This window comes from Rhodococcus wratislaviensis (assembly GCF_900455735.1).
Taxonomy (GTDB): Bacteria; Actinomycetota; Actinomycetes; order Mycobacteriales; family Mycobacteriaceae; genus Rhodococcus_F; species Rhodococcus_F wratislaviensis.
This window is the reverse complement of sequence record NZ_UAUI01000022.1, coordinates 1-25,456: the sequence shown is the minus strand read 5'-3', so window position 1 is coordinate 25,456 and position 25,456 is coordinate 1. Positions and strand designations below refer to the sequence as shown.

The 25,456-nt window shown below is 67.4% G+C and carries 23 protein-coding genes; 11 read left to right on the top strand and 12 right to left on the bottom strand.

All coding sequences use genetic code 11. The features are described from left to right. Window positions 1-27 precede the first annotated feature (27 nt). Window positions 28-645 carry a TetR/AcrR family transcriptional regulator gene (locus DTA22_RS22885; protein ID WP_037233077.1) on the bottom strand — a complete coding sequence of 206 codons (618 nt, stop codon included), beginning with the start codon at window positions 643-645 and terminating at the stop codon, window positions 28-30. 125 nt (window positions 646-770) lie between these two features. Here DTA22_RS22885 and DTA22_RS22880 point away from each other — a divergent pair, with 125 nt between their 5' ends. From DTA22_RS22880 to DTA22_RS22835, 10 genes are all read left to right on the top strand, one after another. Beyond that, window positions 771-1,697: an AurF N-oxygenase family protein gene (locus DTA22_RS22880; protein WP_112301003.1), complete on the top strand. Its 927-nt coding sequence runs from the start codon at window positions 771-773 to the stop codon at window positions 1,695-1,697. Further along, window positions 1,694-3,502 carry a DUF4873 domain-containing protein gene (locus DTA22_RS22875; RefSeq protein ID WP_112301342.1) on the top strand — a complete coding sequence of 603 codons (1,809 nt, stop codon included), beginning with the start codon at window positions 1,694-1,696 and terminating at the stop codon, window positions 3,500-3,502. Before DTA22_RS22880 ends, DTA22_RS22875 begins: the two co-directional genes overlap by 4 nt. A 51-nt stretch (window positions 3,503-3,553) precedes the next feature. Further along, a complete protein-coding gene (locus DTA22_RS22870) occupies window positions 3,554-4,696 on the top strand; it encodes an XdhC family protein (protein ID WP_174233851.1) in 1,143 nt (380 codons plus the stop codon). Window positions 4,697-4,772: 76 nt separating this feature from the next. After that, entirely contained in the window at window positions 4,773-5,678 is a 906-nt protein-coding gene (locus tag DTA22_RS22865; RefSeq protein ID WP_112301001.1) for an FAD binding domain-containing protein, read from the top strand. A 2-nt stretch (window positions 5,679-5,680) separates the two neighbouring features. Further along, the gene (locus DTA22_RS22860; RefSeq protein WP_112301000.1) at window positions 5,681-6,265 is read left to right on the top strand and encodes a (2Fe-2S)-binding protein; all 585 of its coding nucleotides are present in this window, start codon (window positions 5,681-5,683) and stop codon (window positions 6,263-6,265) included. Then, a complete protein-coding gene (locus tag DTA22_RS22855) occupies window positions 6,262-8,664 on the top strand; it encodes an aerobic carbon-monoxide dehydrogenase large subunit (protein WP_112300999.1) in 2,403 nt (800 codons plus the stop codon). Before DTA22_RS22860 ends, DTA22_RS22855 begins: the two co-directional genes overlap by 4 nt. Before the next feature lie 29 nt (window positions 8,665-8,693). Continuing rightward, window positions 8,694-9,584 (top strand): XdhC family protein, encoded by an 891-nt coding sequence (locus DTA22_RS22850; RefSeq protein ID WP_037233091.1) that lies wholly within the window; start codon window positions 8,694-8,696, stop codon window positions 9,582-9,584. Further along, window positions 9,581-10,468: an AAA family ATPase gene (locus DTA22_RS22845; protein ID WP_112300998.1), complete on the top strand. Its 888-nt coding sequence runs from the start codon at window positions 9,581-9,583 to the stop codon at window positions 10,466-10,468. Before DTA22_RS22850 ends, DTA22_RS22845 begins: the two co-directional genes overlap by 4 nt. A gap of 12 nt (window positions 10,469-10,480) precedes the next feature. Beyond that, the gene (locus DTA22_RS22840; protein WP_112300997.1) at window positions 10,481-11,131 is read left to right on the top strand and encodes an SRPBCC family protein; all 651 of its coding nucleotides are present in this window, start codon (window positions 10,481-10,483) and stop codon (window positions 11,129-11,131) included. Further along, window positions 11,128-12,345, top strand: a complete 1,218-nt coding sequence (locus DTA22_RS22835; RefSeq protein WP_112300996.1) for a vWA domain-containing protein — start codon at window positions 11,128-11,130, stop codon at window positions 12,343-12,345. Before DTA22_RS22840 ends, DTA22_RS22835 begins: the two co-directional genes overlap by 4 nt. 398 nt (window positions 12,346-12,743) lie before the next feature. On the opposite strand, the gene ligD is transcribed toward DTA22_RS22835, so the two are convergent. The 8 genes from ligD to DTA22_RS22795 form a co-directional block, all read right to left on the bottom strand. After that, window positions 12,744-13,715: a non-homologous end-joining DNA ligase gene (gene ligD, locus DTA22_RS22830; protein ID WP_112300995.1), complete on the bottom strand. Its 972-nt coding sequence runs from the start codon at window positions 13,713-13,715 to the stop codon at window positions 12,744-12,746. 114 nt (window positions 13,716-13,829) lie between these two features. Next, complete coding sequence (locus DTA22_RS22825) at window positions 13,830-14,264, bottom strand: PAS domain-containing protein (protein WP_037233108.1); 435 nt, start codon at window positions 14,262-14,264, stop codon at window positions 13,830-13,832. Window positions 14,265-14,322: 58 nt separating this feature from the next. Then, a complete protein-coding gene (locus tag DTA22_RS22820; protein ID WP_112300994.1) occupies window positions 14,323-15,924 on the bottom strand; it encodes a serine/threonine-protein kinase in 1,602 nt (533 codons plus the stop codon). Between the two features lie 98 nt (window positions 15,925-16,022). Beyond that, window positions 16,023-17,255 (bottom strand): class I SAM-dependent methyltransferase, encoded by a 1,233-nt coding sequence (locus DTA22_RS22815; RefSeq protein ID WP_112300993.1) that lies wholly within the window; start codon window positions 17,253-17,255, stop codon window positions 16,023-16,025. Then, window positions 17,239-18,048, bottom strand: a complete 810-nt coding sequence (rfbF, locus tag DTA22_RS22810) for a glucose-1-phosphate cytidylyltransferase (protein WP_112300992.1) — start codon at window positions 18,046-18,048, stop codon at window positions 17,239-17,241. The genes DTA22_RS22815 and rfbF overlap by 17 nt, the downstream gene beginning before the upstream one ends. Next, complete coding sequence (locus DTA22_RS22805) at window positions 18,045-19,235, bottom strand: DegT/DnrJ/EryC1/StrS family aminotransferase (protein ID WP_112300991.1); 1,191 nt, start codon at window positions 19,233-19,235, stop codon at window positions 18,045-18,047. Before DTA22_RS22805 ends, rfbF begins: the two co-directional genes overlap by 4 nt. Continuing rightward, a complete protein-coding gene (locus DTA22_RS22800) occupies window positions 19,232-20,260 on the bottom strand; it encodes an NAD-dependent epimerase/dehydratase family protein (protein WP_112300990.1) in 1,029 nt (342 codons plus the stop codon). Before DTA22_RS22800 ends, DTA22_RS22805 begins: the two co-directional genes overlap by 4 nt. Window positions 20,261-20,308: 48 nt before the next feature. Then, on the bottom strand, window positions 20,309-21,238 hold the full coding sequence (locus DTA22_RS22795) for a hypothetical protein (RefSeq protein ID WP_112300989.1): 930 nt from the start codon (window positions 21,236-21,238) through the stop codon (window positions 20,309-20,311). Between the two features lie 53 nt (window positions 21,239-21,291). Here DTA22_RS22795 and DTA22_RS35960 point away from each other — a divergent pair, with 53 nt between their 5' ends. Beyond that, window positions 21,292-21,579, top strand: coding sequence for a hypothetical protein (locus DTA22_RS35960; RefSeq protein WP_146777791.1), 288 nt, complete (start codon window positions 21,292-21,294; stop codon window positions 21,577-21,579). On the opposite strand, the gene DTA22_RS22790 is transcribed toward DTA22_RS35960, so the two are convergent. The 3 genes from DTA22_RS22790 to DTA22_RS36120 all read right to left on the bottom strand — a co-directional run. Further along, a complete protein-coding gene (locus tag DTA22_RS22790) occupies window positions 21,563-23,686 on the bottom strand; it encodes a hypothetical protein (RefSeq protein ID WP_245973350.1) in 2,124 nt (707 codons plus the stop codon). The genes DTA22_RS35960 and DTA22_RS22790 overlap by 17 nt on opposite strands. Then, window positions 23,679-24,524 (bottom strand): glycoside hydrolase family 16 protein, encoded by an 846-nt coding sequence (locus DTA22_RS22785; RefSeq protein WP_409372722.1) that lies wholly within the window; start codon window positions 24,522-24,524, stop codon window positions 23,679-23,681. Before DTA22_RS22785 ends, DTA22_RS22790 begins: the two co-directional genes overlap by 8 nt. Then, the coding region (locus DTA22_RS36120; RefSeq protein ID WP_112300987.1) for a polysaccharide biosynthesis protein at window positions 24,508-25,456 on the bottom strand (949 nt) is incomplete at its 5' end. The genes DTA22_RS36120 and DTA22_RS22785, both read right to left, overlap by 17 nt.

Sequence of the window (25,456 nt, the reverse complement as noted above, 5' to 3'; positions counted from 1 at the left end):
GAGTATGCGCGTACGCGTATATACGCGTCAAGGAATATGAATGTCCGGTTGCGGCATGAACGCGATCGACAGCAGGGACCGGACGAACTCGCGCAGAGCCCGCTCGTCGGACGTGTCCACGATCCCCTCCGTGGTGATGAGCGAGCCGATGATGCGGAACGCCCACTCGGAGATGGCGGTGGAGCTCACGCCCGACAGCTGCTCGCGGGAGAACAGGCGCTCGAAGTGGGGGGTCAGCAGTTGCGCCCCGAGTTCGATCATCGGCTTCGCCTTGACCGTGAACCAGGGAAGCACCACCTCGGGGTCGTCGCGCAAACCCTTCTGCAGCAACCGGTGTCCGCGTGCGTACTGGACGGCGAACACGACGGCGTCGACGAATCGCACCTGGAGTTGGCTCTGCCGTCCCCGCAACACCGGGTCCAGCACGACGAAGAACCGGGAGATCTCCCGCTGGAAGAGGGCCTCGAGGATGGCGGACTGGTCGCCGACGTGTTTGTAGAGCGTGGGCCGGGACAGTCCCGCCCGCTCGGCGATGACCGCGTGGAGCCGGGTGCTGTACCCGAGTTCGATCAGGCACTCTTCGGCCGCATCGAGGATCCGTTCCCGGAGTTCGCCGGGGGTCGGTGTCGTCGGCCGCGTCCTCACGGCCCTGATTGTGCTGGTCGGGTGGGGTGGGCGCAAACAGAAGCCGCAAATGTGAATTCGAGTCACAGATAACCATTGACCTACGTCACACCCGGGTTTACGTTTTACCTATAAACGGCAACGAGATGGAATCGCGCTCGACGAAGGGAACAGCGATGTCTCAGCGTTCACACACGATCGACCGGGAGGAAGTCGCCGGCAGGCTCCTCGCAGGCTCCGTCAAGCGCTCGTACGCTCCCGTCGTCGACATCGACTGGGACGCGCCCCTCGACGACGGCAAGTACTTCCTGCCGCCGCAGGTCCTGTCCCTGTGGGGAACCGAGATGTGGGACCGGATGAGCGAGGCGCAGCGTATCGAGCTGTCCCGGCAAGAGTCGGCCAACATCCTCAGCGTCGGAATCTGGTTCGAGAACATCCTCAACCAGGCGCTCCTACGCGCGCTGCTGCACAACGATCCGAGCTCGCTGCACACCCGGTACATGCTCACCGAGATGGGTGACGAGTGCAGGCACATGACGATGTTCGGACGTGCCATCGAGCAGATGGGCGCCAAGCCGTTCCAGCTCCGGTGGTATCAGGCTGTCGTGGTCAACGTGCTGCCCAAGACATTTCGCGGAACCATGCTGTGGGTGGCCGCGCTCATCGGCGAGGAGATCTTCGACGCCACGCAGCGGCGCGTCCTCGAGGACCCGCAGTTGCAGCCGATGATTTCCCGGCTGATGCGGATCCACGTCACCGAGGAATCCCGGCACATCCGATTCGCGCGCGAGGGGGTGCGTCGCCGTGTCGCGGAAGGCCACCGGATCGACAGGCTGTGGGTCGGAACGCTGCAGGGGGTCGGCGGCCCGCTGTTCCAGCGGCTGTTCACCAACCCGGCCATGTACGAGCGGGCCGGACTGGATGCGAAGGAGGCGCGTCGACAGGCACTGGCAAACCCGAATTTTCGCGAAAATCAACGCCGCGGGTTCGAGTCGCTGGCCGCGTTCCTCGAGGAGAACGGCCTGATGCGAGCGACCTCCCGCGCGCTGTGGCGGCGCGGGGGATTCCTGTGACACCGGGGACCTCCGAGCCGGACGTCCTCGTCGTCGGCACCGGATTCGCCGGATTGTGTATGGCGATCAAGCTGAAGGAGGCGGGGGAGAACTTCGTCGTTCTCGAGAAGGCCGATCGGGTGGGCGGAACGTGGCGGGAGAACACGTATCCGGGATGTGGCTGCGACGTGATGTCGCTGATGTATTCGTTCTCCTTCGCGCCCAACCGTAAATGGACCCGGATGTACGCGCGGCAGCCCGAGATTCTCGACTACATCGAGAGGGTGGTCCGCGACTACGATCTGGCATCACACATCCGGTTCGGCTCCGAGGTGATCTCCTACGACTTCGACGAGGGAACGGACCGGTGGCGGGTGGAGACTCGGTCGGGTTCCGTCTATCACCCGCGAATCGTCGTCGCGGGTCCGGGACCGCTGCACAAACCCAGCATTCCCGACTTCCCCGGCCGGGAGTCGTTTTCCGGACCGGCATTCCATTCCGCCGAGTGGGATCACGCGGTCGACCTGACCGGCAAGCGGGTGGCGGTCGTCGGCACCGGGGCGAGCGCCGTGCAGTTCGTTCCCGAGGTGGCGAAGGAGGCGGCGCACGTCGACGTCTTCCAGCGGACACCCCACTGGATCCTGCCGAAGCTGGACCGCCCGATCACCGCCGGTGAGAAGGCGGTGTTCCACGCAGTGCCCGGTGCCCAGAAGGCCTACCGCGGCGCGATCTACTGGAGCCACGAATCGTTGATCGCCGGTTTCCTGCACCCACGACTGATGACGGTGCTGGAGTCGGCTGCCCGGGGGCTGCTGCGCAGACAGGTGCGCGACCCCGCACTGCGTGCCACCCTGACTCCCGACTACACCATCGGGTGCAAGCGAATTCTGGTGTCCAGCAATTTCTACCCCGCCCTGCAGCGTGAAGACGTCGATCTGGTCACCTCGGGTATCTCGGAGATCACCGAGTGCGGGATCCGCACCGAGGACGGAACGGTGCACGAGGCGGACGTCATCGTCTACGGCACGGGGTTCGCGGTCGGCGACCGGTTCGAGAACGAGCACATCGTCGGCCGGCGCGGGCTGACGATCCAGCGGGCCTGGCGCGACGGCATGGAGGCGTACCTGGGTGTCGCGGTCGCGGGGTTTCCGAACTTCTTCCTCATGATGGGGCCGAATTCCGGTGGCGGCAATCAGTCGATCGTCTTCGTCATCGAGGCCCAGGCGCATTACATCACCCGATGCCTGGCGCTGATGAAGAAGCGCGACGCGACGCGGATCGAGGTGCGTGCGGGCGCGCAGCGCGAATTCAACCGGGTGGTCCACCGCAAACTCGCGGGCTCGGTGTGGAATTCGGGTGGGTGCGACAGCTGGTACCTCGATTCCACCGGCCACAATCGGGCTGCGTGGCCGGGGTCGAGCGTGTCCTACTGGCGGCGGATGCGCACCCCCGACGACCGGCACTTCGAGCTGAGTTCGTTCGCGGAGCGCGAGGACGACACCGAGTACAGCGGGCCCGGCGTGCTCACGTCCGGCGACCTGACCGTGCCCGTCGAGGTCTTCCTGAACGGTCACATCGAACCGCTGGACGGTCTCTACCACTGGTACGGCCGCGTCGTCGGCGACGGCGTCGACGCGGCGAAGCAGCGCAACCGCACCCCGCTGTTCCTCACGATCGGGGACGGTCCCGAAGTGCCCGCCGCCCTCGCCGAGCGCGACCCGTGGGGCCACTACCGGATAGCCGGGGTGGGCACGCCCCCGTTCCCGCTGGCGCCGGTCGAGGTCGAGGTTCCCGTCTCCCGGGCCAAACTCGCCTCGGCGGAATAAGCTTGTAGCTGAGCGTGTATCACACGTCGGACTCGAGCGGGAAGGGTGCTGATGCGCGACGTGCTGGCGGACCTGGTGGCGGTGTGGACCGCGGGTGGGACGGCGGGTGTCGGAACCGTGGTCCGCACGTTCCGTTCCGCGCCGCGACCGCCGGGGGCGTCGATGGTCGTGGCGCCCGACGGCAGCGCGTCCGGTTCGGTGTCCGGCGGGTGCGTCGAGGGAGCGGTCTACGAACTCGCATCGGAGGTCACGGCGTCCGGCACGCCGGTGCTGCAGCGGTACGGGATCAGCGACGAGAACGCGTTCGAGGTGGGTCTCACCTGCGGTGGAATCATCGACATCTTCGTCGAGCCCGTCTCGCGGGACAATTTTCCGGAACTCGGTGAGATCGCCGGGGACATCGAGAACCACCGGCCGGTCGCGGTGGCCACCGTCGTGGCGCATCCCGATGCGGCTCGGGTGGGGCGGCGGCTGGTCGTCCGGCCCGAGCACGTGAGCGGTTCGCTCGGCTCGGACCGTGCTGATTCCGCGGTCACCGACGACGCGCGGGGCCTCCTCGCGGCGGGCGGCAGCACGGTGCTGACGTACGGCACCGACGGTCAGCGTCGCGGCGAGGGCATGGAGGTGTTCGTCGCCAGTTACGCGCCGAGACCGCGCATGCTCGTGTTCGGGGCCATCGACTTCGCCGCCGCGGTGGCCCGGCAGGGCGCCTTCATGGGATACCGGGTGACGGTCTGCGACGCCCGTCCGGTGTTCGCGACGCACGCCCGATTCCCGACGGCCGACGAGGTGGTGGTCGACTGGCCGCACCGGTATCTCGCCGCCCAGGCCGAGGCCCGGGCCATCGACGGCCGGACCGTGATCTGCGTGCTCACCCACGACCCCAAGTTCGACGTCCCTCTCCTCGAGACGGCGCTGCGCCTCCCGGACGTCGCGTACATCGGCGCCATGGGATCACGCAGAACGGACCTGGATCGGCGCGAACGCCTGCGCGAGGTCGGCCTGACCGACACCGAGCTCGACCGGTTGTCGAGTCCCATCGGCCTGGACATCGGCGCCCGGACACCCGAAGAGACGGCGGTGTCCATCGCCGCCGAGATCATCGCCCGCCGGTGGGGTGGCACGGGGCGCCCGCTCGCGGAGTCGAGCGGCCGGATCCACCACGAGGAACCCGTCGATTCCTGCGTCGACTAGGGCGGTTCACCCGGGGTTGACGGACCACCGGTTCTTGCGGAGGCTGAGAGCATCCACATTTGTGAGGTAGGTCACAATGCAAGTACCAGGATCCTTCGAATACGAGAGGGCCACGGGCGTCGAGGACGCCATCGCCCTGCTCGACCGGCTGGGCGACGAAGCCCGACTCGTCGCAGGCGGCCACAGCCTGCTCCCCATGATGAAACTTCGCCTCGCCAACCCCGAGTACCTCATCGACATCAATGACCTCGAGGGCGAACTCGGCTACATCACGACCGAGCGGTCGAGGCTGCGGATCGGTGCGATGACACGGCACCGCCGGCTTCTCGAATCGGATGAACTCGCGGCGGCGTTCCCCCTCTTCCGCGACGCGGAGAAGGTGATCGCCGACCCGGTGGTCCGCAACCGCGGAACCATCGGCGGATCGCTGTGCCAGGCGGATCCGGCCGAGGACCTCACCACTGTCTGCGCTGTTCTCGACGCCACCTGCGTGGTGCGCGGGCCGGGCGGACGCCGCGAGATCCCCATGTCCGAGTTCCTCGTCGGACCGTACGAGACGGCGCTCGCACACAACGAGATGCTCATCGAGATCGTGATACCGGTCCACGGCCACAGCTCCAGCGCGTACGCCAAGGTCGAACGGCGGACCGGAGATTGGGCGGTCACCGCGGCCGGAGCGGCCGTCACGGTGGAGGGCGGCGAGATCGCCCGGGCAGCGGTCGGACTGACCGCCGTCAACCCGGATCCGTCCGGACTCTCGGATGTCGCCGACTACCTGACCGGACGGCCTCCATCGGAGGAGGCGTTCGCCCAGGCCGGGCGGATGGCCGCGCAGGCCTGCGAGCCCGTCGCCGACGCACGCGGCACCGTCGACTACAAACGCCATCTCGCATCCGAACTCACGATCCGCACACTCCGTACAGCGGTCGACCGGGTGCTCCGCAGCGACGTGGAGCACGAGCCGACCGGAGAAGAGGCATAGCCATGCAGGTGAACATGACCGTCAACGGTGAGGCAGTGAGCGCCGAGGTGGAACCGCGCGTGCTGCTGGTCCATTTCCTCCGCGACCAGCTGGGCCTGACCGGGACCCATTGGGGCTGCGACACCAGCAACTGCGGTACCTGCGTCGTCACCGTGGACGGCGATCCGGTGAAGTCGTGCACGATGCTCGCCGCGATGGCGGGCGGGCACGACGTCCGCACGGTCGAGGGCCTCGAACACGACGGCGAACTCGATCCCGTCCAGCAGGGCTTCATGCAGTGCCACGGACTGCAGTGCGGGTTCTGCACCCCCGGCATGATGATGACGGCGCGAGCACTGCTCGACCGGGAGGCGAGCCCGGACGAGGCCACCATCCGGGAAGCGATCTCCGGGCAGATCTGCCGCTGCACCGGATACACCACGATCGTGCGCTCGATCCAGTGGGCGGCGGATCATCGGGCGGGCGAGGCCGCCGAGCCGGAACCGGCCGGCGACTTCGACGCGGAGGTCCAGGAGGACAAGACACGGGGCGCCGAGGGCGCACCGATGACAGTCGAGGAACACGCGACCACCGGAAGTGCATCATGACCACCGTCGAATCCCGTCCGCCGTCGGGCGACGCCGACGTCGTCGACAACGACAAGAAACCCTGCGGCCACGGCCGCATGCTGCGCAAGGAGGATCCCCGCTTCATCCGGGGGCTCGGAAATTACGTCGACGACATCACGCTCCCCGGCATGCTGCACCTGGCGATCCTGCGGTCGCCGGTCGCGCACGCGCGGATCGTGAGCATCGATACCACTGCGGCACAGGAACACCCGAAGGTGACGGCAGTGGTGACGGGGGCCGACCTCGCCGCGAAGAACCTCGCATGGATGCCGACGCTGTCCAACGACGTGCAGGCCGTGCTGGCCACCGACAAGGTGCGGTTCCAGGGCCAGGAGGTCGCGTTCGTCATCGCCGAGGACCGCTATTCGGCCCGCGACGCGCTGGAACTGATCGACGTCGAGTACGACATGCTCGATCCCGTCGTCGACGCGCGCGCCGCGCTCTCGCCCGATGCGCCGGTGATCCGCGACGACCTCGAAGGCAAGACGGACAATCACTGCTTCGACTGGGAGACAGGCGATGCCGCCGCGACCGATGCCGTGTTCGCGAGGGCGGACGTGGTGGCGAAGCAGGAGATCGTCTACCCCCGGGTGCATCCCGCGCCGATGGAGACGTGCGGTGCGATCGCGGACGTCGACCGGGTGTCCGGCAAGCTGACGCTGTACTCCACCTCGCAGGCCCCGCACGCACACCGGACGGTCTACGCCCTGGTCTCGGGGATCCCGGAGCACAAGATCCGGGTGGTGTCCCCGGACATCGGCGGGGGCTTCGGCAACAAGGTCCCGATCTACCCGGGATACGTGTGCGCCATCGTCGCGTCACTGGTGACCGGCAAACCGGTGAAGTGGATGGAGGACCGCAGCGAGAACCTGATGAGCACCGGGTTCGCCCGCGACTACATCATGGTCGGTGAGATCGCCGCGACCAAAGAGGGCAAGATGCTCGCGATCCGCACGAAGGTGCTGGCCGATCACGGAGCCTTCAACGGCACGGCAGCCCCGGTGAAGTATCCGGCCGGTTTCTTCGGCGTCTTCACCGGCAGCTACGACATCGAGGCCGCGCACTGCGCGATGACAGCCGTCTACACCAACAAGGCGCCCGGCGGGGTGGCGTACGCCTGCTCGTTCCGCATCACCGAGGCGGTGTATCTGGTCGAGCGGCTCGTCGACTGCCTGGCGTTCGATCTGAAGATGGATCCGGCGGAGCTTCGGCTGAAGAATCTGCTGAGGCCGGAACAGTTCCCGTACACCAGCAAGACGGGGTGGGTGTACGACTCGGGTGACTACGAGACCACCATGCGCAAGGCCATGGACATGATCGGCTACCAGCAGTTGCGGGAGGAGCAGCGGGAACGCCGCGAGCGCGGGGAGCTGATGGGGATCGGTATGTCGTTCTTCACCGAGGCCGTCGGCGCGGGCCCCCGGAAGGACATGGACATCCTCGGCCTGGGCATGGCCGACGGGTGCGAACTGCGCGTGCATCCCACCGGGAAAGCTGTCCTCCGGTTGTCGGTGCAGACCCAGGGGCAGGGTCACGAGACGACGTTCGCGCAGATCGTGGCGGAGGAACTCGGGATACCGCCGGACGACATCGACGTCGTGCACGGCGACACCGACAACACGCCGTTCGGGCTCGGCACGTACGGCAGCCGGTCGACGCCGGTGTCGGGGGCGGCCGCGGCGCTGGTGGCCCGCAAGGTGCGGGACAAGGCGAAGATCATCGCGTCCGGGATGCTCGAGGCCTCGGTCGCGGATCTGGAATGGGAGAAGGGCGAATTCCATGTGAAGGGTGACCCCACGGCGAAGGTGACCATCCAGGACATCGCGATGCGGGCTCACGGCGCCGGCGACCTGCCGGAGGGCATCGAGGGTGGACTCGACGCGCAGATCTGCTACAACCCCGAGAATCTGACGTACCCCTACGGCGCGTACTTCTGCGTCGTCGACGTCGACCCCGGGACCGCCGTGGTGAAGGTGCGGCGGTTCCTCGCCGTCGACGACTGCGGCACGCGCATCAACCCGATGATCATCGAGGGGCAGGTCCACGGTGGCATCGTCGACGGCATCGGTATGGCGCTCATGGAGATCATCGAGTTCGACGAGGACGGCAACTGCCTCGGCGGGTCACTGATGGACTACCTGATCCCCACCGCGCTCGAGGTCCCGAAGCTCGAGACCGGCTTCACCGTGACCCCGTCGCCGCATCACCCCATCGGCGCGAAGGGCATCGGGGAGTCCGCGACGGTCGGATCGCCCGCGGCCGTGGTGAACGCGGTCGTGGATGCGCTCGCCCCGTTCGGGGTCCGGCACGCTGACATGCCGCTCACCCCGTCCCGGGTGTGGGAGGCCATGCAGGGCCGCGCGACACCCCCGATCTGAATGTCGCCCGTCGGCTGCGAGGAGGCTTGATGGATCTGAAAGAGCGTGCGGCGCAACTGACACGCGACCGCAGGCCGTTCGTCCATGCGACCGTCGTGCGGGCGCAGCCGCCCACGTCCAGTCATACCGGTGACGAGGCGATCCTCCTGCAGGACGGGACGATCGAGGGGTTCGTCGGCGGTCAGTGCGCGCAGAATTCGGTGCGCACGGCCGCCCTGGGCGCGCTGGCGACCAACGAGAGCGTGCTGTTGCGGGTCCTTCCCGACGGGGCCGTGCAGTTCCCCGAGACTCCGGGCGCGTCGGTCGTGGTGAATCCGTGTCTGTCCGGCGGCGCCATGGAGATTTTCCTGGAACCGCAACTGCCACCGCCGTTGGTGCGGATCTTCGGCACCACTCCGATCGCGCAGGCGTTGGCGGGCATAGCGGGACTGCTGGGCTTCACCGTCGAGCACGACGACGCCGGGATCGAACAGTTCTCCGGCACGACGGCGGTGGTGCTCGCCGGGCACGGCGGGCCCGAAGCCGAGGTCATCCGTGCGGCGCTCGACGCGGGGGTCGGGTACGTCGGGCTCGTCGCCAGCCGTACACGTGGCGGGGCCATCCTCGACACCCTGGGTCTGACCGAGTCCGAACGGGCACGGGTGCACACCCCCGTCGGCCTGAACATCGGGGCGCGGACGTCGGCGGAGATCGCGGTGTCGATCGCGGCCGAATTGGTGCAGGAATTGCGGACCGCGGGACTTCGCGCGCCCGAGGACGATTCGTCGCCGCGGGCGGCGGTGGCGGAGGTGATCGATCCCGTGTGCGGGATGCGCGTCGTGGTGGGGCCGGATACCGCCCACCTACGGCGGGACGGCGACGACTTCTGGTTCTGCGGGCCGGGTTGCCGGGCATCGTTCGCGCAGGAGACGGCGGTATGACGGCGGCGTTCGAGGATGTGGCGGACGTGGTCCGGCGCTTCGATGCGGAGGACTACCTTCTGGACTTCGGAACCGCGTCGGCCCTGTATCTCGCGGCGGCCCTGCGTCGCCCGCTCCTGCTCGAAGGCGAACCCGGGGTCGGCAAGACCACCGCGGCGAAGGCTCTCGCGACCGTCCTCGGCGCCCCGCTGATCCGGTTGCAGTGCTACGAGGGCCTCACCGCGAACGAGGCCCTCTACGACTGGAACTATCAGCGTCAGTTGCTCACCATCCGGCTGGCCGAATCGCGGGGCGACGGCCTGACCGAGGACGACCTGTTCACCGAGGAATTCCTGCTGGAACGCCCCATCCTTCACTGCGTGCGATATCGGGGACCGACCCCGCCCGTCCTGCTGATCGACGAAATAGACCGAGCCGACGACGAGTTCGAGGCACTCCTCCTCGAATTCCTGGGGGAGGCGTCGGTCACCGTTCCCGAACTGGGAACGTTCACGGCCGAACATCACCCCGTCGTGGTGCTGACGTCCAACCGGAGTCGCGATCTCCACGACGCGCTGCGCAGGCGGTGCCTCTACCACTGGATCGATTATCCGGAGCCGGCGCGGGCGGCCGCTATCGTGCGCCGCACGGTGCCCGCGGCGGCGGCGCCCCTCATCGAGCACGCCACCCGCTTCGTCGGCCGGGCCCGCGAACTCGACCTCGACAAGCCGCCCGGAATCGCCGAGACGATCGACTGGGTGTCCGCCCTCGCGGCGCTGGGGGTGGCCGATCTGGTTCGCGACGACGCGATCCAGAGCCTGAGTGCCCTCGCGAAGACCCCCGACGACCGCACAATAGTTCAGGACGCATTCGCCGACTACGCGCACGGCCTGGCCACCGGATGAGAGGTTACTGCCATGAAGATCGCCAACGAGTTCACCGTCAGCGCCCCGATCGAGCAGGCGTGGGAGGTGCTCAGCGACCTCGAAGAGGTGGCCCCCCTGTTACCCGGAGCGCAGATGACCGGGCGGGAGGGTGACGACTACCTGGGGAAGGTGAAGGTCAAGGTGGGCCCGGTGACGAGTGAGTTCAAAGGCAAGGCCGCCTTCGTCGTGCGTGACGCGAAGGAGCATCGGGCCGTGATCGATGCCCGCGGGAGGGACTCGCGCGGTTCCGGCAACGCGTCCGCGACGATCACCGCCCAGTTGCACGAGGTGGGCGACCGCACCCGCGTCACCGTGGACACCGACATGAAGATCGTCGGCAAACTCGCGCAGTTCGGCAGTGGGATGATCGAGCAGGTGTCGGAGAAACTCATGGGGCAGTTCGCGGAGTCACTGGAAGCGAAGCTCGCCGGGGGGCCCGCCGACCAGGCCGCGGCCGAGCCCGAGGCGGCCGACTCCACCGGCACCACGACGCTGTCCGTGGCCCGGCCTACCGCCGAACCGGCGCCGCTGGACCTGCTGGCGCTGTCCGGTGCGGGTGCATGGAAACGGTACGCCCCGATCCTCGCTGCCATCCTCGCCGGAATCGTGGTCGTGCTCGTGGTGGGCCGCCGCAGGCGATGAGCACGTCGGGCGTCCTGCGGGGTGTCGATCTCGCGGCGTTCGCGGTGGCACTGGTCGCCCGGTTGCGTTCCCGTGGTGTCGTCGTATCGGCGAGTGGCCCCGCGGTGTTCGTGCAGGCGCTTCATCTGTCGCCGCCGAGCTCGCGGTCGCGGTTGTACTGGTCGGCGCGTCTGACGCTGGTCAACCGCGTCGACGACCTCGCGCCGTTCGACGCGGTGTTCTCGGCGGTCTTCGACGACGCCGTGCTGTCCGTGGACCCGCACGCACGGCGCGCCGCGGCGGGACGGGAGGCGGCCCTCGCCGGTGTCCGCGACGGTCGCGACCGGCCCGGTGACGCGCAGGACGTCGACGGCGTGCCGTGGGTGACACGACCGATGATGACCGGCGGCGACGACAGCGGCGAGGACGACATCCACGACACGCTCACCGCCGTGCCGGACACCCTGCCGAGCAGGCTCGTGGCTCGCGCCGACGAACCCTTCGCCCGATTCGACGCCGGCGACCTCCGGCTCCTCGGATCCTGGCTGGAGAAGGCCACCGCCGCGTGGCCGTCCCGCCGCACCCGGCGACGCGAAGTGCATCGCCGCGGCCGGCGTATCGACCTGCGGGCCACCATGAACCGGTCGAGGGCCACGGGCTGGGAGCCGGTGGTCCTCGCGAAAAGCCGCCCGCGGCACCGTCCGCGACGCATCGTGATGCTGTGCGACGTGAGCCGGTCGATGCAGCCGTACGCCGCGATCTATCTCCATCTGATGCGGGCGGCGGTGCAACGACAGACCGCGGGCAGGCCGGAGGTGTTCGCGTTCTCCACGTCGCTGACGAGACTCACGCCGGTGCTCGCCCACCGCAGCGCCGAGACCGCGGTCCGCAAGGCGAACGACAAGGTCGTCGACAGATTCGGCGGCACCCACATCGCCGGCAGCGTGAGCGAACTGCTCGCGTCCCCGCACGGCAACGCGCTGCGCGGCGCAGTCGTGGTCATCGCGTCCGACGGCTGGGACAGCGACGACCCGAAGAGCTTGGCGCATGCCCTCACCCGGGTTCGTCGCCGGGCTCACCGACTGGTGTGGCTCAACCCCCGGGCCGGTGACCCCGACTTCCGGCCGCTGGCCGGATCGATGGCAGCTGCGCTGCCGTTCTGCGATGCCTTCCTCCCCGCGCACTCCGTGTCCGCGCTCCGCGACGTGCTGGACACGATCAGCCGGATGCGGTAGCGGGTGGCGCGATTTCACCCCCAGGGTGCCTGGCCGTCGTCACGTCCTTCCCCGAAGCTCTTGGGACGGTGCACACCGCTCGTCAGCTCACAGGAGGAACCCACATGTCGACTACCAGAACTCCCGCCAAAATCGTGGCGGCCATCGGGGCGATCCTCGCAGCCCTCTCGATTTCCCTGGTAGGAACGGCCGAATTCGCCGGCGCCAGACCATGTCAGAACGATTGTCACGCACCGGTTCCCAAACCACCGGTCGACGGCTGTCAACTCTGCAACCCCAACCCCCCACCGCCTCCGCCGCCACCGCCCCCGCCGCCACGGTAGGGAAGAGTCCGGCATGCCAGACACGCGCCTCGGCCGCACGGTCGGGGCGAGTGTCGCGTCACGGGGACGCCTCGACTAGTCTTCCGCGCCACCGGGATCCGACTCGCCTTCGGCCTCGTCGCGGTCGGCCCACTCGAGCAGCGGTTCGAGCGAGAACACGGCGTCGTCGATTCCGGCATGCAGGTCACCGAGTTTCGCGAAGCGGTCGGGGACGGTGGCGATGGTGAACTCGTGCGGGTCCACGTCGTCGATCTCGTCCCACGTCACCGGTGTCGACACCGTCGCGTCGGGCACACCCCGCACCGAGTACGCGCTGGCGATGGTGTGATCGCGGGCGTTCTGGTTGTAGTCGACGAACAGCTTGCGAGGATCCCGGTCCTTCCGCCACCAGGTGGTGGTGACGTCCTGCGGTGCCCGGCGCTCCACTTCTCGGGCGAAGGCCAGCGCGGCCCGCCGGACGTCGCCGAATCCCCAGTCGGGCCGGATCCGGACGTAGACGTGCATGCCGCTACCGCCGGACGTCTTCGGCCAGCCCGTCGCACCCAATTCGTCGAGCACCTCGTGCACCACACCGGCCACGCGCCGCACCGTGTCGAATCCGCATTCGGGCATCGGGTCGAGATCGATCCGCCACTCGTCGGGACGTTCGACGTCTGCGCGGCGCGAGTTCCACGGATGGAACTCGACCGTGGACATCTGCACCGCCCAGATCACGTCCGCCGGGTGCGTCACGCACAGTTCGTCGGCGTGACGGTTGTACCGCGGAAACGTCACCCGCACCGTCTGGACCCAGTCCGGCGCACCGTGCGGCAACCGCTTCTGGTGCACCTTCTCGCCGCTCAGGCCGTCCGGAAAGCGGTGCATCATGCAGGGGCGTTCGCGCAGTGCGCGAACGATCCCGTCGCCGACGCTCAGGTAGTAGTTCGCGAGGTCGAGTTTCGTGGCACCGGTGGCGGGGAAGTAGACGCGTTCCGGGTGCGAGATCCGCACGGTCCGGTCGCCGACCTCCAGTTCGACAGCGGGAGCCTTGCTCTTGCCGGTCGCCATGCAGTCAACCTAACCCGCGTTCGATCCCTCCCGCGCTGTTTGCCGACGGTTTCGCTGGAATCCCCGGCAATTGCGTGAGAATCCGGCCAATGTCCGTGCGTCTGTGGGGCGGGGTCAGAAGCCCGGCGCCCGGCCGCCGTTCCAGAGTTGTTCGGTGACGTCGTGGAAGCAGACGAGGGTCACCGGATCGTCCTGCCGACGCAGGATGGGCCGGCTGACGAGTGCGCGCACTCGGGATCCGTCCTGATGTGCGAGGTCGATGGGTGTGGTGGCGGACTCGCGGAGGTGCTCGACCGCGTCGGCACCCGTCGGCGCGTCGTCCAGGTCGAGGAGTTCGGACACCGGGCGTCCGCGCAGTGACGCGACGGGATGACCCAGCATCTCCTCGAAAGCACTGTTCGCGTGGACGACGGTGCCGTCGTTCTCGACCGCCAGGACGGGAACCGGAAGGCGTTCGAGCAGGACGAGGGCGGGTAGCTGCTCGAGGTAGCCCAAGGGAGTTTCCGGGGTCGGGCGACGTCTCTCCTCATACTCTGCCTGTGCGCTCACAGCCCTAATACTCTCACCGATTCCGACCGCCCGTCCCGTTGTCGACGTAGACGGCGGTTCAGCGGTGTGCCGACTCGACCGTCGGTTCGGTCGCGAGGATCCGTCCGTCGCCGCTGACGATGGTCAGGGCGGACGGGGTGAGCCGGTACTCGGTGCCACCGTCGCCGGTGGCGACGAAGCCGGAACCGCTCGACATCGGGTCGTCGACGGAGATGGCGGCGCCGTCGCTGATGCGCACCCCCTGGTAGTAGTAGCGCCCCACTCCCGTCTCGCAGACCACGACCAGGGACTTCGTGGTGCGGCCGATGAACACGGCCGGGTTGGTGTAGTTGCACCGTGCATCGGACGGGGCCAGGAAGCCCTGCCCGTCGGCGCCCGACACCTCGCCGACGATCGGCGGCGCGGGAGCGGTGGTCGTTCTGGGTGTCGTCACCGCAGGCGGGATCGTCGCCGGGGCCGCGGACGCGACGGGTACGTCCTCCGTGGCCGGGATGCGCACCTGACTGCTCGTGGCCGCGGCGACAGTGGGCGCGTCCGGGTTGTTCCGATCCAGCACGAGCCATCCGACCACACCGCCGAGTGTCAGCAGCGCGATCATCAGCAGGGTGACCGCCACGGGCACGACCACCGATCGTCGTGCCGGCGGCGGGGCCACGTAGGGGGTCGCGGGGTAGTGCAGAGCCGCCGGGGGCTGCGCGGGCGGCCCGCTGTAGAACGCGGTCGGCGGGTAGACGGGGGGACGGCCGCGGTCGTCGACGCGCGTCGGTTCGGATCGCATGCCCGGCGAAGGTTCCGGGCGGGTCGCGAGGTCGGTTTCGGTCTTCCGCTCACGGGCGGTCAACGCGGACCGGGCAGCGGCCGCGAAGTCGCCGGCCGTCGAGTACCGGTCACGGGGGTCCTTGGCCAGGCCTCGGGCGATCACCTCGTCGAACGTGGGGGGCACGTCGGGTCGAATCGAGCTGGGGCGGGGTACCGGCGTCGTGAGGTGGGCGCGGATCGCGCTGCTGATGCTGGTGGACGGGAACGGGATGGACCCGGTGAGGCACTCGTAGAGGACGCACGCCAGCGAGTAGACGTCCGCGCGCGCATCGACCGGAGCATTGTCGAACCGCTCGGGCGCCATGTACGCGTACGAACCGACGGCGCTGCCGAGGGTGGTGAGGCGGAGGTCGGAGCTCGAGTGCGCGATACCGAAGTCGACGAGGTACGCGAATTCACCGGCCGTGACGAGGATGTTCTCCGGCTTCACGTCGCGGTGGATGAGCCCGTCGGTGTGCGCGGCGTCGAGCGCCGCCGCGATCTGGTCGACGATCGCGACTGCGTGTGCGGGGCCCATCGGGCCGCGTGCCCGGAGCAGCGAACGGAGATCCTGACCCACGACCAGGCGCATGTCGATGTAGAGCACACCGTCGATCTCGCCCCAGTCGTGAATCGGAATGACGTGCGGCTCCTGCAACCGGGCCGCGGCGTGCGATTCACGACGGAACCGCTGCTGGTAGGTGGGGTCTTTCGCGAGGTCGACGTCGAGGATCTTGAGTGCGACGGTGCGATCCTTGGTGGTGTCGTACGCCTCGTACACCTCACCCATTCCACCTCGGCCGAGCAGAGCCCGGAGATGGTAGTGCCCGAACTGCGAGCCGACCCGTGCACCTGCCGCCATTCCATTCCCCTCGAAGCCGGAATCAGCACGATACACGCGGTTGGCGCGCTGTCCGGTCCGGGGTGACGAATTCGTTTCCTGCAGTGGGGGATCTGGGCTCAGTCGAGTACGGCCAGTTCGGGGACGGGGACGACGAATCTGCCACCCCAGTCGCGGATGTACGACATCTCCCGAATCACCTCGTCCCGCAGGTTCCACGGGAGGATCAGAAGGTAGTCGGGGCGGGTGTCGCGGATGTGGTCGGGCGCGTGGATGGGAAGGTGGGTTCCCGGCAGGAATCTGCCCTGCTTGTGGGGGCTCCGGTCGACGGTGTAGTCGAGTAGGTCGTCTCGGATCCCGCAGTAGTTGAGCAGGGTGTTGCCCTTGGCCGGCGCGCCGTAGGCGGCCGTCGACAGCCCGCGGTTGCGTGCACCGATGAGGAATTCGAGCAACGCGCGTTTGGTGCGCTTCACCCGCTCCGGGAAGGCGGTGTAACCCTCCGGAAGGTGGAGACCCGCGGCTTGTTCGAGCTCGCCCAGCTCCCGCAGTCGCCGGGACGTGATGTGACGGGGATACTCGGCGTGACAGGCGTAGATCCGCAGGGACCCACCGTGGGTGGGGAGTTGTTCGACGTCGAACAGCCGCAGGCCGTGGGCCGCGAACACGCGCGTGACGGTCAGCAGCGAGAAGTAGGAGAAGTGCTCGTGGTAGATCGTGTCGAACTGGTTGTGCTCGATCAGCTGGAGCAGGTGAGGGAACTCCATGGTGATCACGCCGTCCGCCGCGAGCACGGTTGCCATTCCGGCGACGAAGTCGTTCAGGTCGGGAACGTGCGCCAGGACGTTGTTGCCGATCAGGAGGTCTGCGCGGATGTCCTCCCCGACGAGTTTGCTCGCCATCGATGTTCCGAAAAATCCTACCCGGGTGTCGATCCCGCGCCGTATGGCCACCTCCGCCACGTTCTCGGCCGGCTCGATGCCGAGCGACGGGATGCCGGACTCCACGAAGTACTGGAGCAGATACCCGTCGTTGCTGGCGATCTCGACTACCTGCTTCGAACTGTCGAGGTGGAACCGCGCCGTCGTGTCCCGGACATACGCATGGGCATGATCGAGCCAGCTCTGCGAATACGACGAGAAGTAGAGGTAGTCGGTGAAGATGAACTCCGCCGATTCGAACTCGGCGAGCTGGACGAGAAGGCACTTCGAGCACACGTACGCATGCAACGGGTAGAACACTTCTCGTCGATCCAGTTGATCGGCAGCGAGATACGAGTTGGCGAGTGGCGACATCCCGAGATCGCAGAACGACTGCTCCAGAGGGGTACCGCAGTGCCTACAGGGAGTACTCATGATCGTCCCCCTCGGAGCCCAGTCCGTCGTTCCAGATCTTCCACGGGGCCTTGTCGTTGTCCCAGAGTTCGTTGAGGTAGATCTTGTCCCACAACGTGTCCATCCCGCGCCAGAAACCGGGGTGCTGATACGCGGAGAGTTCGCCGTCGGACGAAAGCCGCTCCAGCGGGGCCCCTTCGAAGACGGTGTCGTCGCCGTCGATGTAATCGAGGACGGACGGTTGGGCCACGAAGAATCCGCCGTTGACCCAGCCGCTGCTGCCACGCGGCTTCTCCTCGAACTGCACCCGGTCTTCCTCCATCCGCAGTGCGCCGTAGCGGCCGGGCGGTTGCACGGCGGTGACCGTCGCGATCGAACCGGACTGCCGATGGAACTCGGCGACCCGGCGAATGTCCACGTCGGTGACGCCGTCGCCGTACGTGAACGAGAAGACGTCGTCGCCGATGTGCTCCTTGGCCCGCAGCAGGCGCCCACCGGTCATGGTCGAGGCGCCCGTGTCGAGCAGTGTGACGGTCCACGGTTCGGTCTTGGACGAGAGCGTCTTGGTCGTGTCGGTGGCCAGGTCGATCGTCACGTCGGACATGTGCAGGAAGTAGTTGGCGAAGTACTCCTTGATCATGTAGCCCTTGTAGCCGAGCAGGATGATGAATTCGGTGACGCCTGCTTCGCCGTAGATCTTCATGATGTGCCAGAGGATCGGTCGCCCACCGATCTCGACCATGGGCTTGGGCCGGCTCTGCGACTCCTCGCTGATTCGAGTGCCGCGTCCACCGGCGAGAATGACGGCCTTCATGAGAGTTCCTTACCTGGTCGAAGAATGGTGTGTAGTACGTCGCACACCCGGTCGACCTGCGCTTCGGTCAGCATGAGTGCCGACGGCAGATTGATCGAGCGCAAGGCGATGTCGTAGGCGGTCTTGTTTCGACGCGCCGCTGTCGCCGCCGTGTGATATCCCGCGAACGCGGGCAGTGAACTCAGGGGAGGCAGGAAGGGGCGGGTGTCCACCGAGTGCAGATCGAACAGCTCCATCATCCGGCGGGCACGCAGACGGTAGTCGGGGTGGAGAACGGCGGTGACCATCCAGAACGTGTTCGTGAGGCCGTTCCGCCGGTGGTTCAGCTCCAGTCCGGGAACGTCCGCGAGACGCTCTTCGTACCATTCGAAGATCTGCCGCTTCTTGTCCAGGAGTTCGTCGATGCGGGCCAGCTGGGCCCGTCCGAAGGCGGCCTGCAGACTGCTCATCTTGTATTTGAAACCCAGCTCCTCGGTGGTGAAGAACCGGTGGTCCGCCGGAGTGCGACCGTGATCGCGTAACCGTTGGATCCGTTCCGCGAGGTCGCTCCGATCCGTCACGACCATTCCGCCCTCACCGGTCGTCAACGTCTTCGTGCCGTGGAAGCTGAAGGTTCCGATGTCGCCCAGCGCGCCGGCGAAGCGACCGTTCAGCTTTCCGCCGATGGCCTGGGCGGCATCCTCGATGATGGGAATGCCGGCCGCGACGGACCGGACGGCCGCCATGTCCGGTATTCCGCCGTACAGGTCGACAGTGACGATGGCCGCGGTCCGGGAGGTGATACACCGCGCGAGCGAATCGGGTGACAGGCACCAGGTCTCGGCGTCGATGTCGGCGAAGACGGGGGTCGCGCCGACGTAGGTGACGGGGGCGGCCGTCGCCACCCACGTCGATTCCGGCACGATCACCTCGTCGCCGGGGCCCAGGCCGAGAGCGAGCATCGCGAGATGCAGCGCGGAGGTGCAGTGCGGCACGGCCGCGGCGAACTCGGTTCCGAGGTAGTCGGCGAACTCGCGCTCGAAGAGGCCGACCGATTCGCCGGCGTGGGTGTACCAGTCGTTCGCCGCGGCCTCGGCGACGTACCGGACCTCGAGGTCCGTCACCCACGGCCCGGCAACGGGGATTCGGTCCCGCTCGTGCAGTGCCGCTCGCTCTTCGACGTCCGGGACCGTCCTCGGCCCGATCATGTTGCTGACCAGCGCAGGTCGCTGTCGAGCCGGCCCCGGTCGAGGTGCTGCTGGATGGTCCTCAGCCGGAAGAAACGCGGTCCCTCGAAATGCTCCGCGGTCATGCCGCCATCGGAGTACGCCACCCACAACTCCTCGATTCCCTGGCGCAGGGTCCACTGGGGGCGGTAACCCGGCAGCTCTCTCTCGATCTTGGAGAAGTCGACGCGGTAGTCACGGATGTCGGACGTGGCACCTTCGGAATGTCCGACAACGCAATCGGGCACGACGTCGGCGACGAGTCGCGCGATGTCGAGCACCTGATAGTTCTCGCCGACCCGCCCGACGTTGAAAGCCTGATCGTGGACGACCTGTCTCGGCGCTGCAAGTACCTGAGCGAATGCGTGTGCGATGTCGAGGACGTGGACGAGGGGCCGCCACGGGGTGCCGTCGCTCTGCAGCAGCACCTTGCCTGTGGTCACCGCGTGCCCGAGCAGGTTGTTGACGACGACGTCCGCACGCAGGCGGCGTGAGAAGCCGTACGCCGTGGCGTTCCGCAGATACACGGGTGAGAAGTCGTCGTCCGCGAGCCGGGACAATTCCTGCTCGACTCGCACCTTCGATTCCCCGTACGGCGTCACGGGGTTGAAGGCTGCCCCTTCGTCCAGCTCGAGATCGCTGCCCGCGCCGTACAGGCTGCACGAGGACGAGAACACGAACCGGCCGACGCCGGCCGCCTTTGCCGCCTTCGCGAGCCGGACGGATGCGGCGAGGTTGATGTCGTACGTCAGGCTCGGATCGATGTCGGACAGTGGATCGTTCGACAGTGCGGCGAGGTGGACGACGGCGTCGAAGCCTTCGAGGTCCGTCGGGGTGACGTCCCGGACGTCGATATCCAGCATCGGTAGCGGATCGGGAGGCGCGAGGAAGTCGCAACCGTCGAAGTAGCCGGTGTCGAGGCCGACGACCTCGTGTCCGAGGCGGACGAGCAGCGGAGTCATCTCGACGCCCAGGTAGCCCAGGTGTCCGGTGACCAGAATTCTCATGGGTGATGATGTGCTGTCGGTCATTCCACCGGCTCCTCGGTGATCGTTCTACGTGACTTCGAGTACGGACGGGTCGAACACGAGGACGCCGTCGGTGCTGCCGCCCTGGTCGTATTGCGCAACGATCTCCTCGGGCACCCGGTCGTAGGTGTCGGCGCGCAAGTAGTCGCGGACGGAGGTGCCGGTCGAATGGGAATCGACGTTCGGGGGGCCCGCTTTCGCGATCAGATCGTCGAGGCTGATCGTGCGGAAATCGAAACTGAATCGGGCCTGACCGGTCGTGTTCGGCACCGTTGCGTGTAGTTGGGCGCCGGAGAACGACAGGATCGATCCGACCTCGCCGACGATCCGGACCTCGCTGCCGGGATCCTGTCCGCTGAGCCGCGGGTGCGGTCGGGGGTCCTCCTTGATGTAGAGCGCGGCGTCGCGGCGGGAGGATCGATTCCATTCGTAGGCGTCGAACTCGGCGCTCGAATTGTCGGTCGGCCGCTGCCAGTATTCGGGATGGAACGCCATGCAGCTCTTGTCGGTCACCCCGAGAATCGGTGCCCACCAGTTGTTCTGACACTGCGGTGAGGAGTACCAGGTGTCGCGGTGCGGCGTGTAGTTGTATCCCAGACCCGCGGTGAGATAGGAGGCCGGGGGCACGGCGCGCAGTTTGGGCACGTCGAAGTACGTCCGGGTGATGTCGGCCCCGAGGTCCACGAGGACATTGCGCAGGAGTTCCTTGGAATGGGGATGGTGGGTGAAGCCGGTCTTCAGTGGCCCGAGGATGCGCACGTATTCCTCGACCGGAAGGTCGTCGTGCGCGGTCAGCGGATTGTGCGCACCGAAGGCGGCTTCGATCAACTCCCAGGCGAATTCACTGAAAGCGCGGATCGAGTCGCGAGGCGGGAAGCAGAACACCTCGCCCGAGAAGATTCGCTCGCGTCGGGCCTCGTCCGTGACATCGGACTCGGTGGAAATAACGAATGCCATGGGTCTGTCCTCACATCTTGTCGATACTCGGTAACTGTCGGAGGCCGCGTCGAATGTCGCTCGACGGCATCGCCGTCCGCCGCCTGGTGTGCTGTGGCGCGGACTGGCCCGCAATCATCAGGGTCTCGCGCTTCGCTGTGAGCGCGGCATCCGAATTCGCCATCGTGTTGATCTCCCGCCCCGGCCCCCACCGGCCGACTCGCCTCGAAGGCGACGGTGCCGGCTCAGGTTCCGATCAGACCAGTCTTCCACATTTGGGGATTAAAACAAACCTCTTCCCCGTTATAAACGAACTATTTGTTCTCGAAACTCGTTTCTGGTTTGTCAGCCGCCGGTACTGACGGCACCCGAACCGGTGCGGTCGAATTGATAGACGATCGTGTGGTCGTCCTGCAGCCGGATCGACCACTGCGGGCTGTGCCGGAACTGACTCTCGAATCTCGCTACCGCCTCCGGAGTGAAGTACCGGTAGTAGTCGATGGCGTCTAGTGCCTGCGTCGTGAACACGAAAAAGGTTTCTGCACTGCTCGATTCCGCAACCAGTGTGATGTCCTCGAACTGGCGGGCATCGGGAAAATCCTTCGGGAACTCCGGCCAGCGGTCGACGATCGGCGTGTCGAAGTCCTGATCGTGCTTGGCCAGATCGGCGTAGTCGGCGGTGGCGCGGCTGGGGAATCCCGCCGAATCCAGGCTGGTGATCATGGCGGGGCCGTGGATGTCTGCGGTCAAGTCGTCGAAAAGGGTGACCTGGGACCGATACTCCACGACGAGCGACCACAGACCGTAATAGCCTTGCAGCCCGGCGACGGCCGCGCCGCTGAGGGCGACCGCAGCAACCAACGCGGTCGCCCGTCGGAGCGCGACATGACGACCGGTGCGGGTGATCGCAGCGACGAACAGGGGAGCGATCAGGATCGCGCACCCGGGTAGTGCATACAGGTACACCCGGAAGATGGCCTCGCCGCCGTAGTTCTGCAGAAAGAGCAGGGAGAACGAGCTGAAGGCGATGATCACCGGTGCGAGGAACGGCCGGCCCTGACGCCACCACACGATGATCCCGACGACGGCGAGCACGATCACCGCGGCGGACAGTCCCCGGCACACCGTGGACGTGAAGAGCTTGCCGAGGGAACCCGCGTACTCGACGTTGCTGGATCCGTTGGCCACGGGGTTGGCGCCCGAGAACAATCCGTGCGGGAGCACGACGTACATGCGCGGCACGAGATAGCCGACGAGCATCGCGAGATACGGGATGGGGAGCCACCACGGCCGGATCTGCCGAGTCACGACCAGCGCCATGATGACCCCGAGCAGCCAGTACGGCGTGAGCTGATGCGTCGGGATGAGGGCGGCGAACGCAAGGAGAGCGATGTAGCCCGCATGGTGGGAGGTCCGGGAGGCGATGAGCAGCGCCAGGATCCCGACCGCCATGAGCAGTGCGAACGCCTGGGGGGCGAAGTAGTCCTGCCCGACCCAGTTCACCAGTTCGACGATCATCGCCGCGGCGAGCGCATGCCGGATTCCCAGCCCCAGCAACATCGCCAGGGCGCCGACGAGTAACGCCAGCAGGGCATGGATCACCGGGGCGAACCATTGTGCGACCAGCAGTGAATCGACGGACGTGATCTCGCCGAACCACGCGAATGCCGTGAAGAAGGCAGGCCATTCGCCGTACACGTCGATACCGCGTGGCGGAAGCGTCTGATGCTGCTGGAGATAGTCGACGACGCCGATGTGCTTGTACGTCCAGGTGTAGATCGGTGCTTCGGTGATCAGGCTGACGGTCGCACGCTGGACGACGATCACGGCGCCGATGATCGACGCGGCGGTGACGAGGTGGTTCCTCCGCAGCGCCCAGACGAACGCCCCGACCAGCGATGCGACGACGAGGACGAGTCCCGGCCCGGTGCCGACGGCCAGCAGGCCGAACTCGGAGTAGGGCACGTCGATCAACCCCGGCAGGACGGCCAGCCAGGCTCCCAGCATCGCCAGCGTCCAGAGCAGGGGTGCGTTGCCGCGCACTGCAGTTGACCGGGGAATGGCCGGGACGAGAGTGGCGAGTCGTCCCGAGTGCCGCGCGTGGAGAACGGCCGAGAGGGCGACGCCGGCGACGAGGGTCAGCAGGAACGGAACGGGAACCCAGCGATTCGCCCAGCCGAGGACCGCGGTGAAACCCGTCATCATCGACAGACCGGTCACGGGTATCGCGGCGGCGACGGCGGGCGCCTGGAGCCGCATCCACGTCACCACGGCCAGTCCCGGCCCCGTGAGGACGAACGTCGCGAGCAGGATCGCGCGCAATTCCGGTGACAGCGGAGCCAGTGCGAGCGCACCGACCGCCGCCGACATCAGGGCGAGGCTGTCGTACCGACCGGACTCCACTGCGTCGGTCGTGGTCGCGACTGCCGCGGGCTGGGGTGCGTCGAGCTGAGGCGCGGACCTAGTCACCGGTAACACGTACCCAGTCGACGACCATCGCGGCCGGGAACGGCGTGCTGCTGTCGGGAGGGCCGGGCCATTCTCCGCCGACGGCCACGTTGAGCAGGAGGAAGAAGGGCTTGTCGAACACCCACCGTTCGTCCGGCGGGAGGCCGGCCGCGGTGACGGCGCCGGTGATCTGGCCGTCCACCCCGAACGTCACCCTGCCGGGGGCCTTCTCCACCCAGTACGTGTGGAAATCGTCCACGAAGGTGTTCGCCACGTCGGTGGTCGGGCCGGCCTGCCAGTCGCCGCCGGTCGTCCTCGGCCCGATCACGCTGCTGTACAGCTGGCCGGCACCGCTGATCGTCTCGACCACGTCGATCTCGCCGCTGTCCGGCCAGCCGACGACGCCGAGGTCCGTGCCGAGAAGCCAGAAGGCCGGGTGCATTCCTGCTCCGCGGGGGAGCTTGGCACGAGCCTCGGCGCGACCGTAGAGGAGGGACGTGCGTCCCTGCGTCGTCACGCGGGCGGACGTGTATTCACCGCCGTCGTTACGGGCCTCGATCACCAGGTGCCCGGCACCGTCCAGTCGGACGTTAGAGGTTGCGGACGTGTAGGTCTGGGACTCGCCGTTGCCCCAGCCGCCGCCGCCCGTGTCGTACGACCACCACTGAGGGTTCGGTGGCGTCCAGGCGGGGCCGTTGAAGTCGTCGAACATGAGAGCCTGCTGCTTCTGGTACGACGAGACCGACTGCACTGCAAGGTCGGTGGGTGGAGCCGCCGCCTGCGCGATCAGCACGGCGCTCACGCCGATCAGCGACGCACGGGCCGCTCGAACCCACGATCGTCTACTCAACTCGCTCACCTCCCGGATCGTCTGCGGGAACCTCGTCGTACCCGCCTTCGTGTGGGGCCCGCCGAAGCCAGAGGATCACCGGGCCGATCAGAACCAGCGCCGACACCGCCTCGGCGGCAAGGTAAGCCCAGCCGACGCCGCCGACACCGATCGCCCGGGTGCCGATCAGGGAGCCGGCGACGATGATCAACGTGGAGAGGCCGCGGACGACCAGTGCCAACGTCAGCCTGCGGTGCACCCGCGCCAGTCCCTCGTAGACGGCGCCCACCACGGACAGGGGAATGAACACGCCGGCGAGGTAGAGCAGACCGGTGCTGTGTGTCCGGTACTCGGCGCCGACGACCCCGAGGAGGAGGGGGCCGACGACCACCAGTCCCACCCCGCCGGCACACGCCACCACGGCGAGGGTGCGCACCAGTCGGCGGGACAGCGACGCGACCCTGCCCGGGTGGGCGGCGACTTCCGCGACGTACGGGCTGACCACCAGGTGCACCATCAGATACAACGCGCTGATCATCGCCCACGCGATCGCGAAGTACGCATTCGCCTCGGCGCCGACCTGCGTGACCACGATCAGCGGCACCACGAGAGGCCCGATCGCCCACAGCGCCGTGATGCCGAAGGACGACCCGAAGTACGACCACAGTTCACGGCGCGGCGGCAGGTTCGGTGCCGCGAGGAACCGGGGGTGGGAGCGGGATCGTCGGTGCAGCGCAACCAGAATGCACGCTGCCGCCGCCGCCGCGGTCGCACCCCACGCGGAGACGATGGACACGGCCACGTCGGTGCCGGCCAATGCGAGCAGCACGATGAGTTTTGCCGCCGCATGGAACGAGTTCTTCGCGGCCGACCACCGCGCCACCCCGAGTCCGGCGGTGGCCTTGTCCTGCAGCGTGAACACTCCGAGAACCATCACGAAGACGGGGAAACAGACCATCGCC

What these genes read in the sequence shown, in the direction of transcription:
- DTA22_RS22880 (WP_112301003.1), top strand. Translation starts at nt 771, where the DNA reads ATGGAATCGCGCTCGACGAAGGGAACAGCGATGTCTCAGCGTTCACAC.
- DTA22_RS22870 (WP_174233851.1), top strand. Translation starts at nt 3,554, where the DNA reads ATGCGCGACGTGCTGGCGGACCTGGTGGCGGTGTGGACCGCGGGTGGG.
- DTA22_RS22865 (WP_112301001.1), top strand. Translation starts at nt 4,773, where the DNA reads ATGCAAGTACCAGGATCCTTCGAATACGAGAGGGCCACGGGCGTCGAG.
- DTA22_RS22860 (WP_112301000.1), top strand. Translation starts at nt 5,681, where the DNA reads ATGCAGGTGAACATGACCGTCAACGGTGAGGCAGTGAGCGCCGAGGTG.
- DTA22_RS22855 (WP_112300999.1), top strand. Translation starts at nt 6,262, where the DNA reads ATGACCACCGTCGAATCCCGTCCGCCGTCGGGCGACGCCGACGTCGTC.
- DTA22_RS22850 (WP_037233091.1), top strand. Translation starts at nt 8,694, where the DNA reads ATGGATCTGAAAGAGCGTGCGGCGCAACTGACACGCGACCGCAGGCCG.
- DTA22_RS22845 (WP_112300998.1), top strand. Translation starts at nt 9,581, where the DNA reads ATGACGGCGGCGTTCGAGGATGTGGCGGACGTGGTCCGGCGCTTCGAT.
- DTA22_RS22840 (WP_112300997.1), top strand. Translation starts at nt 10,481, where the DNA reads ATGAAGATCGCCAACGAGTTCACCGTCAGCGCCCCGATCGAGCAGGCG.
- DTA22_RS22835 (WP_112300996.1), top strand. Translation starts at nt 11,128, where the DNA reads ATGAGCACGTCGGGCGTCCTGCGGGGTGTCGATCTCGCGGCGTTCGCG.
- ligD (WP_112300995.1), bottom strand. Translation starts at nt 13,715, where the DNA reads ATGGCGACCGGCAAGAGCAAGGCTCCCGCTGTCGAACTGGAGGTCGGC.
- DTA22_RS22820 (WP_112300994.1), bottom strand. Translation starts at nt 15,924, where the DNA reads ATGGCGGCAGGTGCACGGGTCGGCTCGCAGTTCGGGCACTACCATCTC.
- DTA22_RS22815 (WP_112300993.1), bottom strand. Translation starts at nt 17,255, where the DNA reads ATGAGTACTCCCTGTAGGCACTGCGGTACCCCTCTGGAGCAGTCGTTC.
- rfbF (WP_112300992.1), bottom strand. Translation starts at nt 18,048, where the DNA reads ATGAAGGCCGTCATTCTCGCCGGTGGACGCGGCACTCGAATCAGCGAG.
- DTA22_RS22805 (WP_112300991.1), bottom strand. Translation starts at nt 19,235, where the DNA reads ATGATCGGGCCGAGGACGGTCCCGGACGTCGAAGAGCGAGCGGCACTG.
- DTA22_RS22800 (WP_112300990.1), bottom strand. Translation starts at nt 20,260, where the DNA reads ATGAGAATTCTGGTCACCGGACACCTGGGCTACCTGGGCGTCGAGATG.
- DTA22_RS22795 (WP_112300989.1), bottom strand. Translation starts at nt 21,238, where the DNA reads ATGGCATTCGTTATTTCCACCGAGTCCGATGTCACGGACGAGGCCCGA.
- DTA22_RS35960 (WP_146777791.1), top strand. Translation starts at nt 21,292, where the DNA reads ATGTCGCTCGACGGCATCGCCGTCCGCCGCCTGGTGTGCTGTGGCGCG.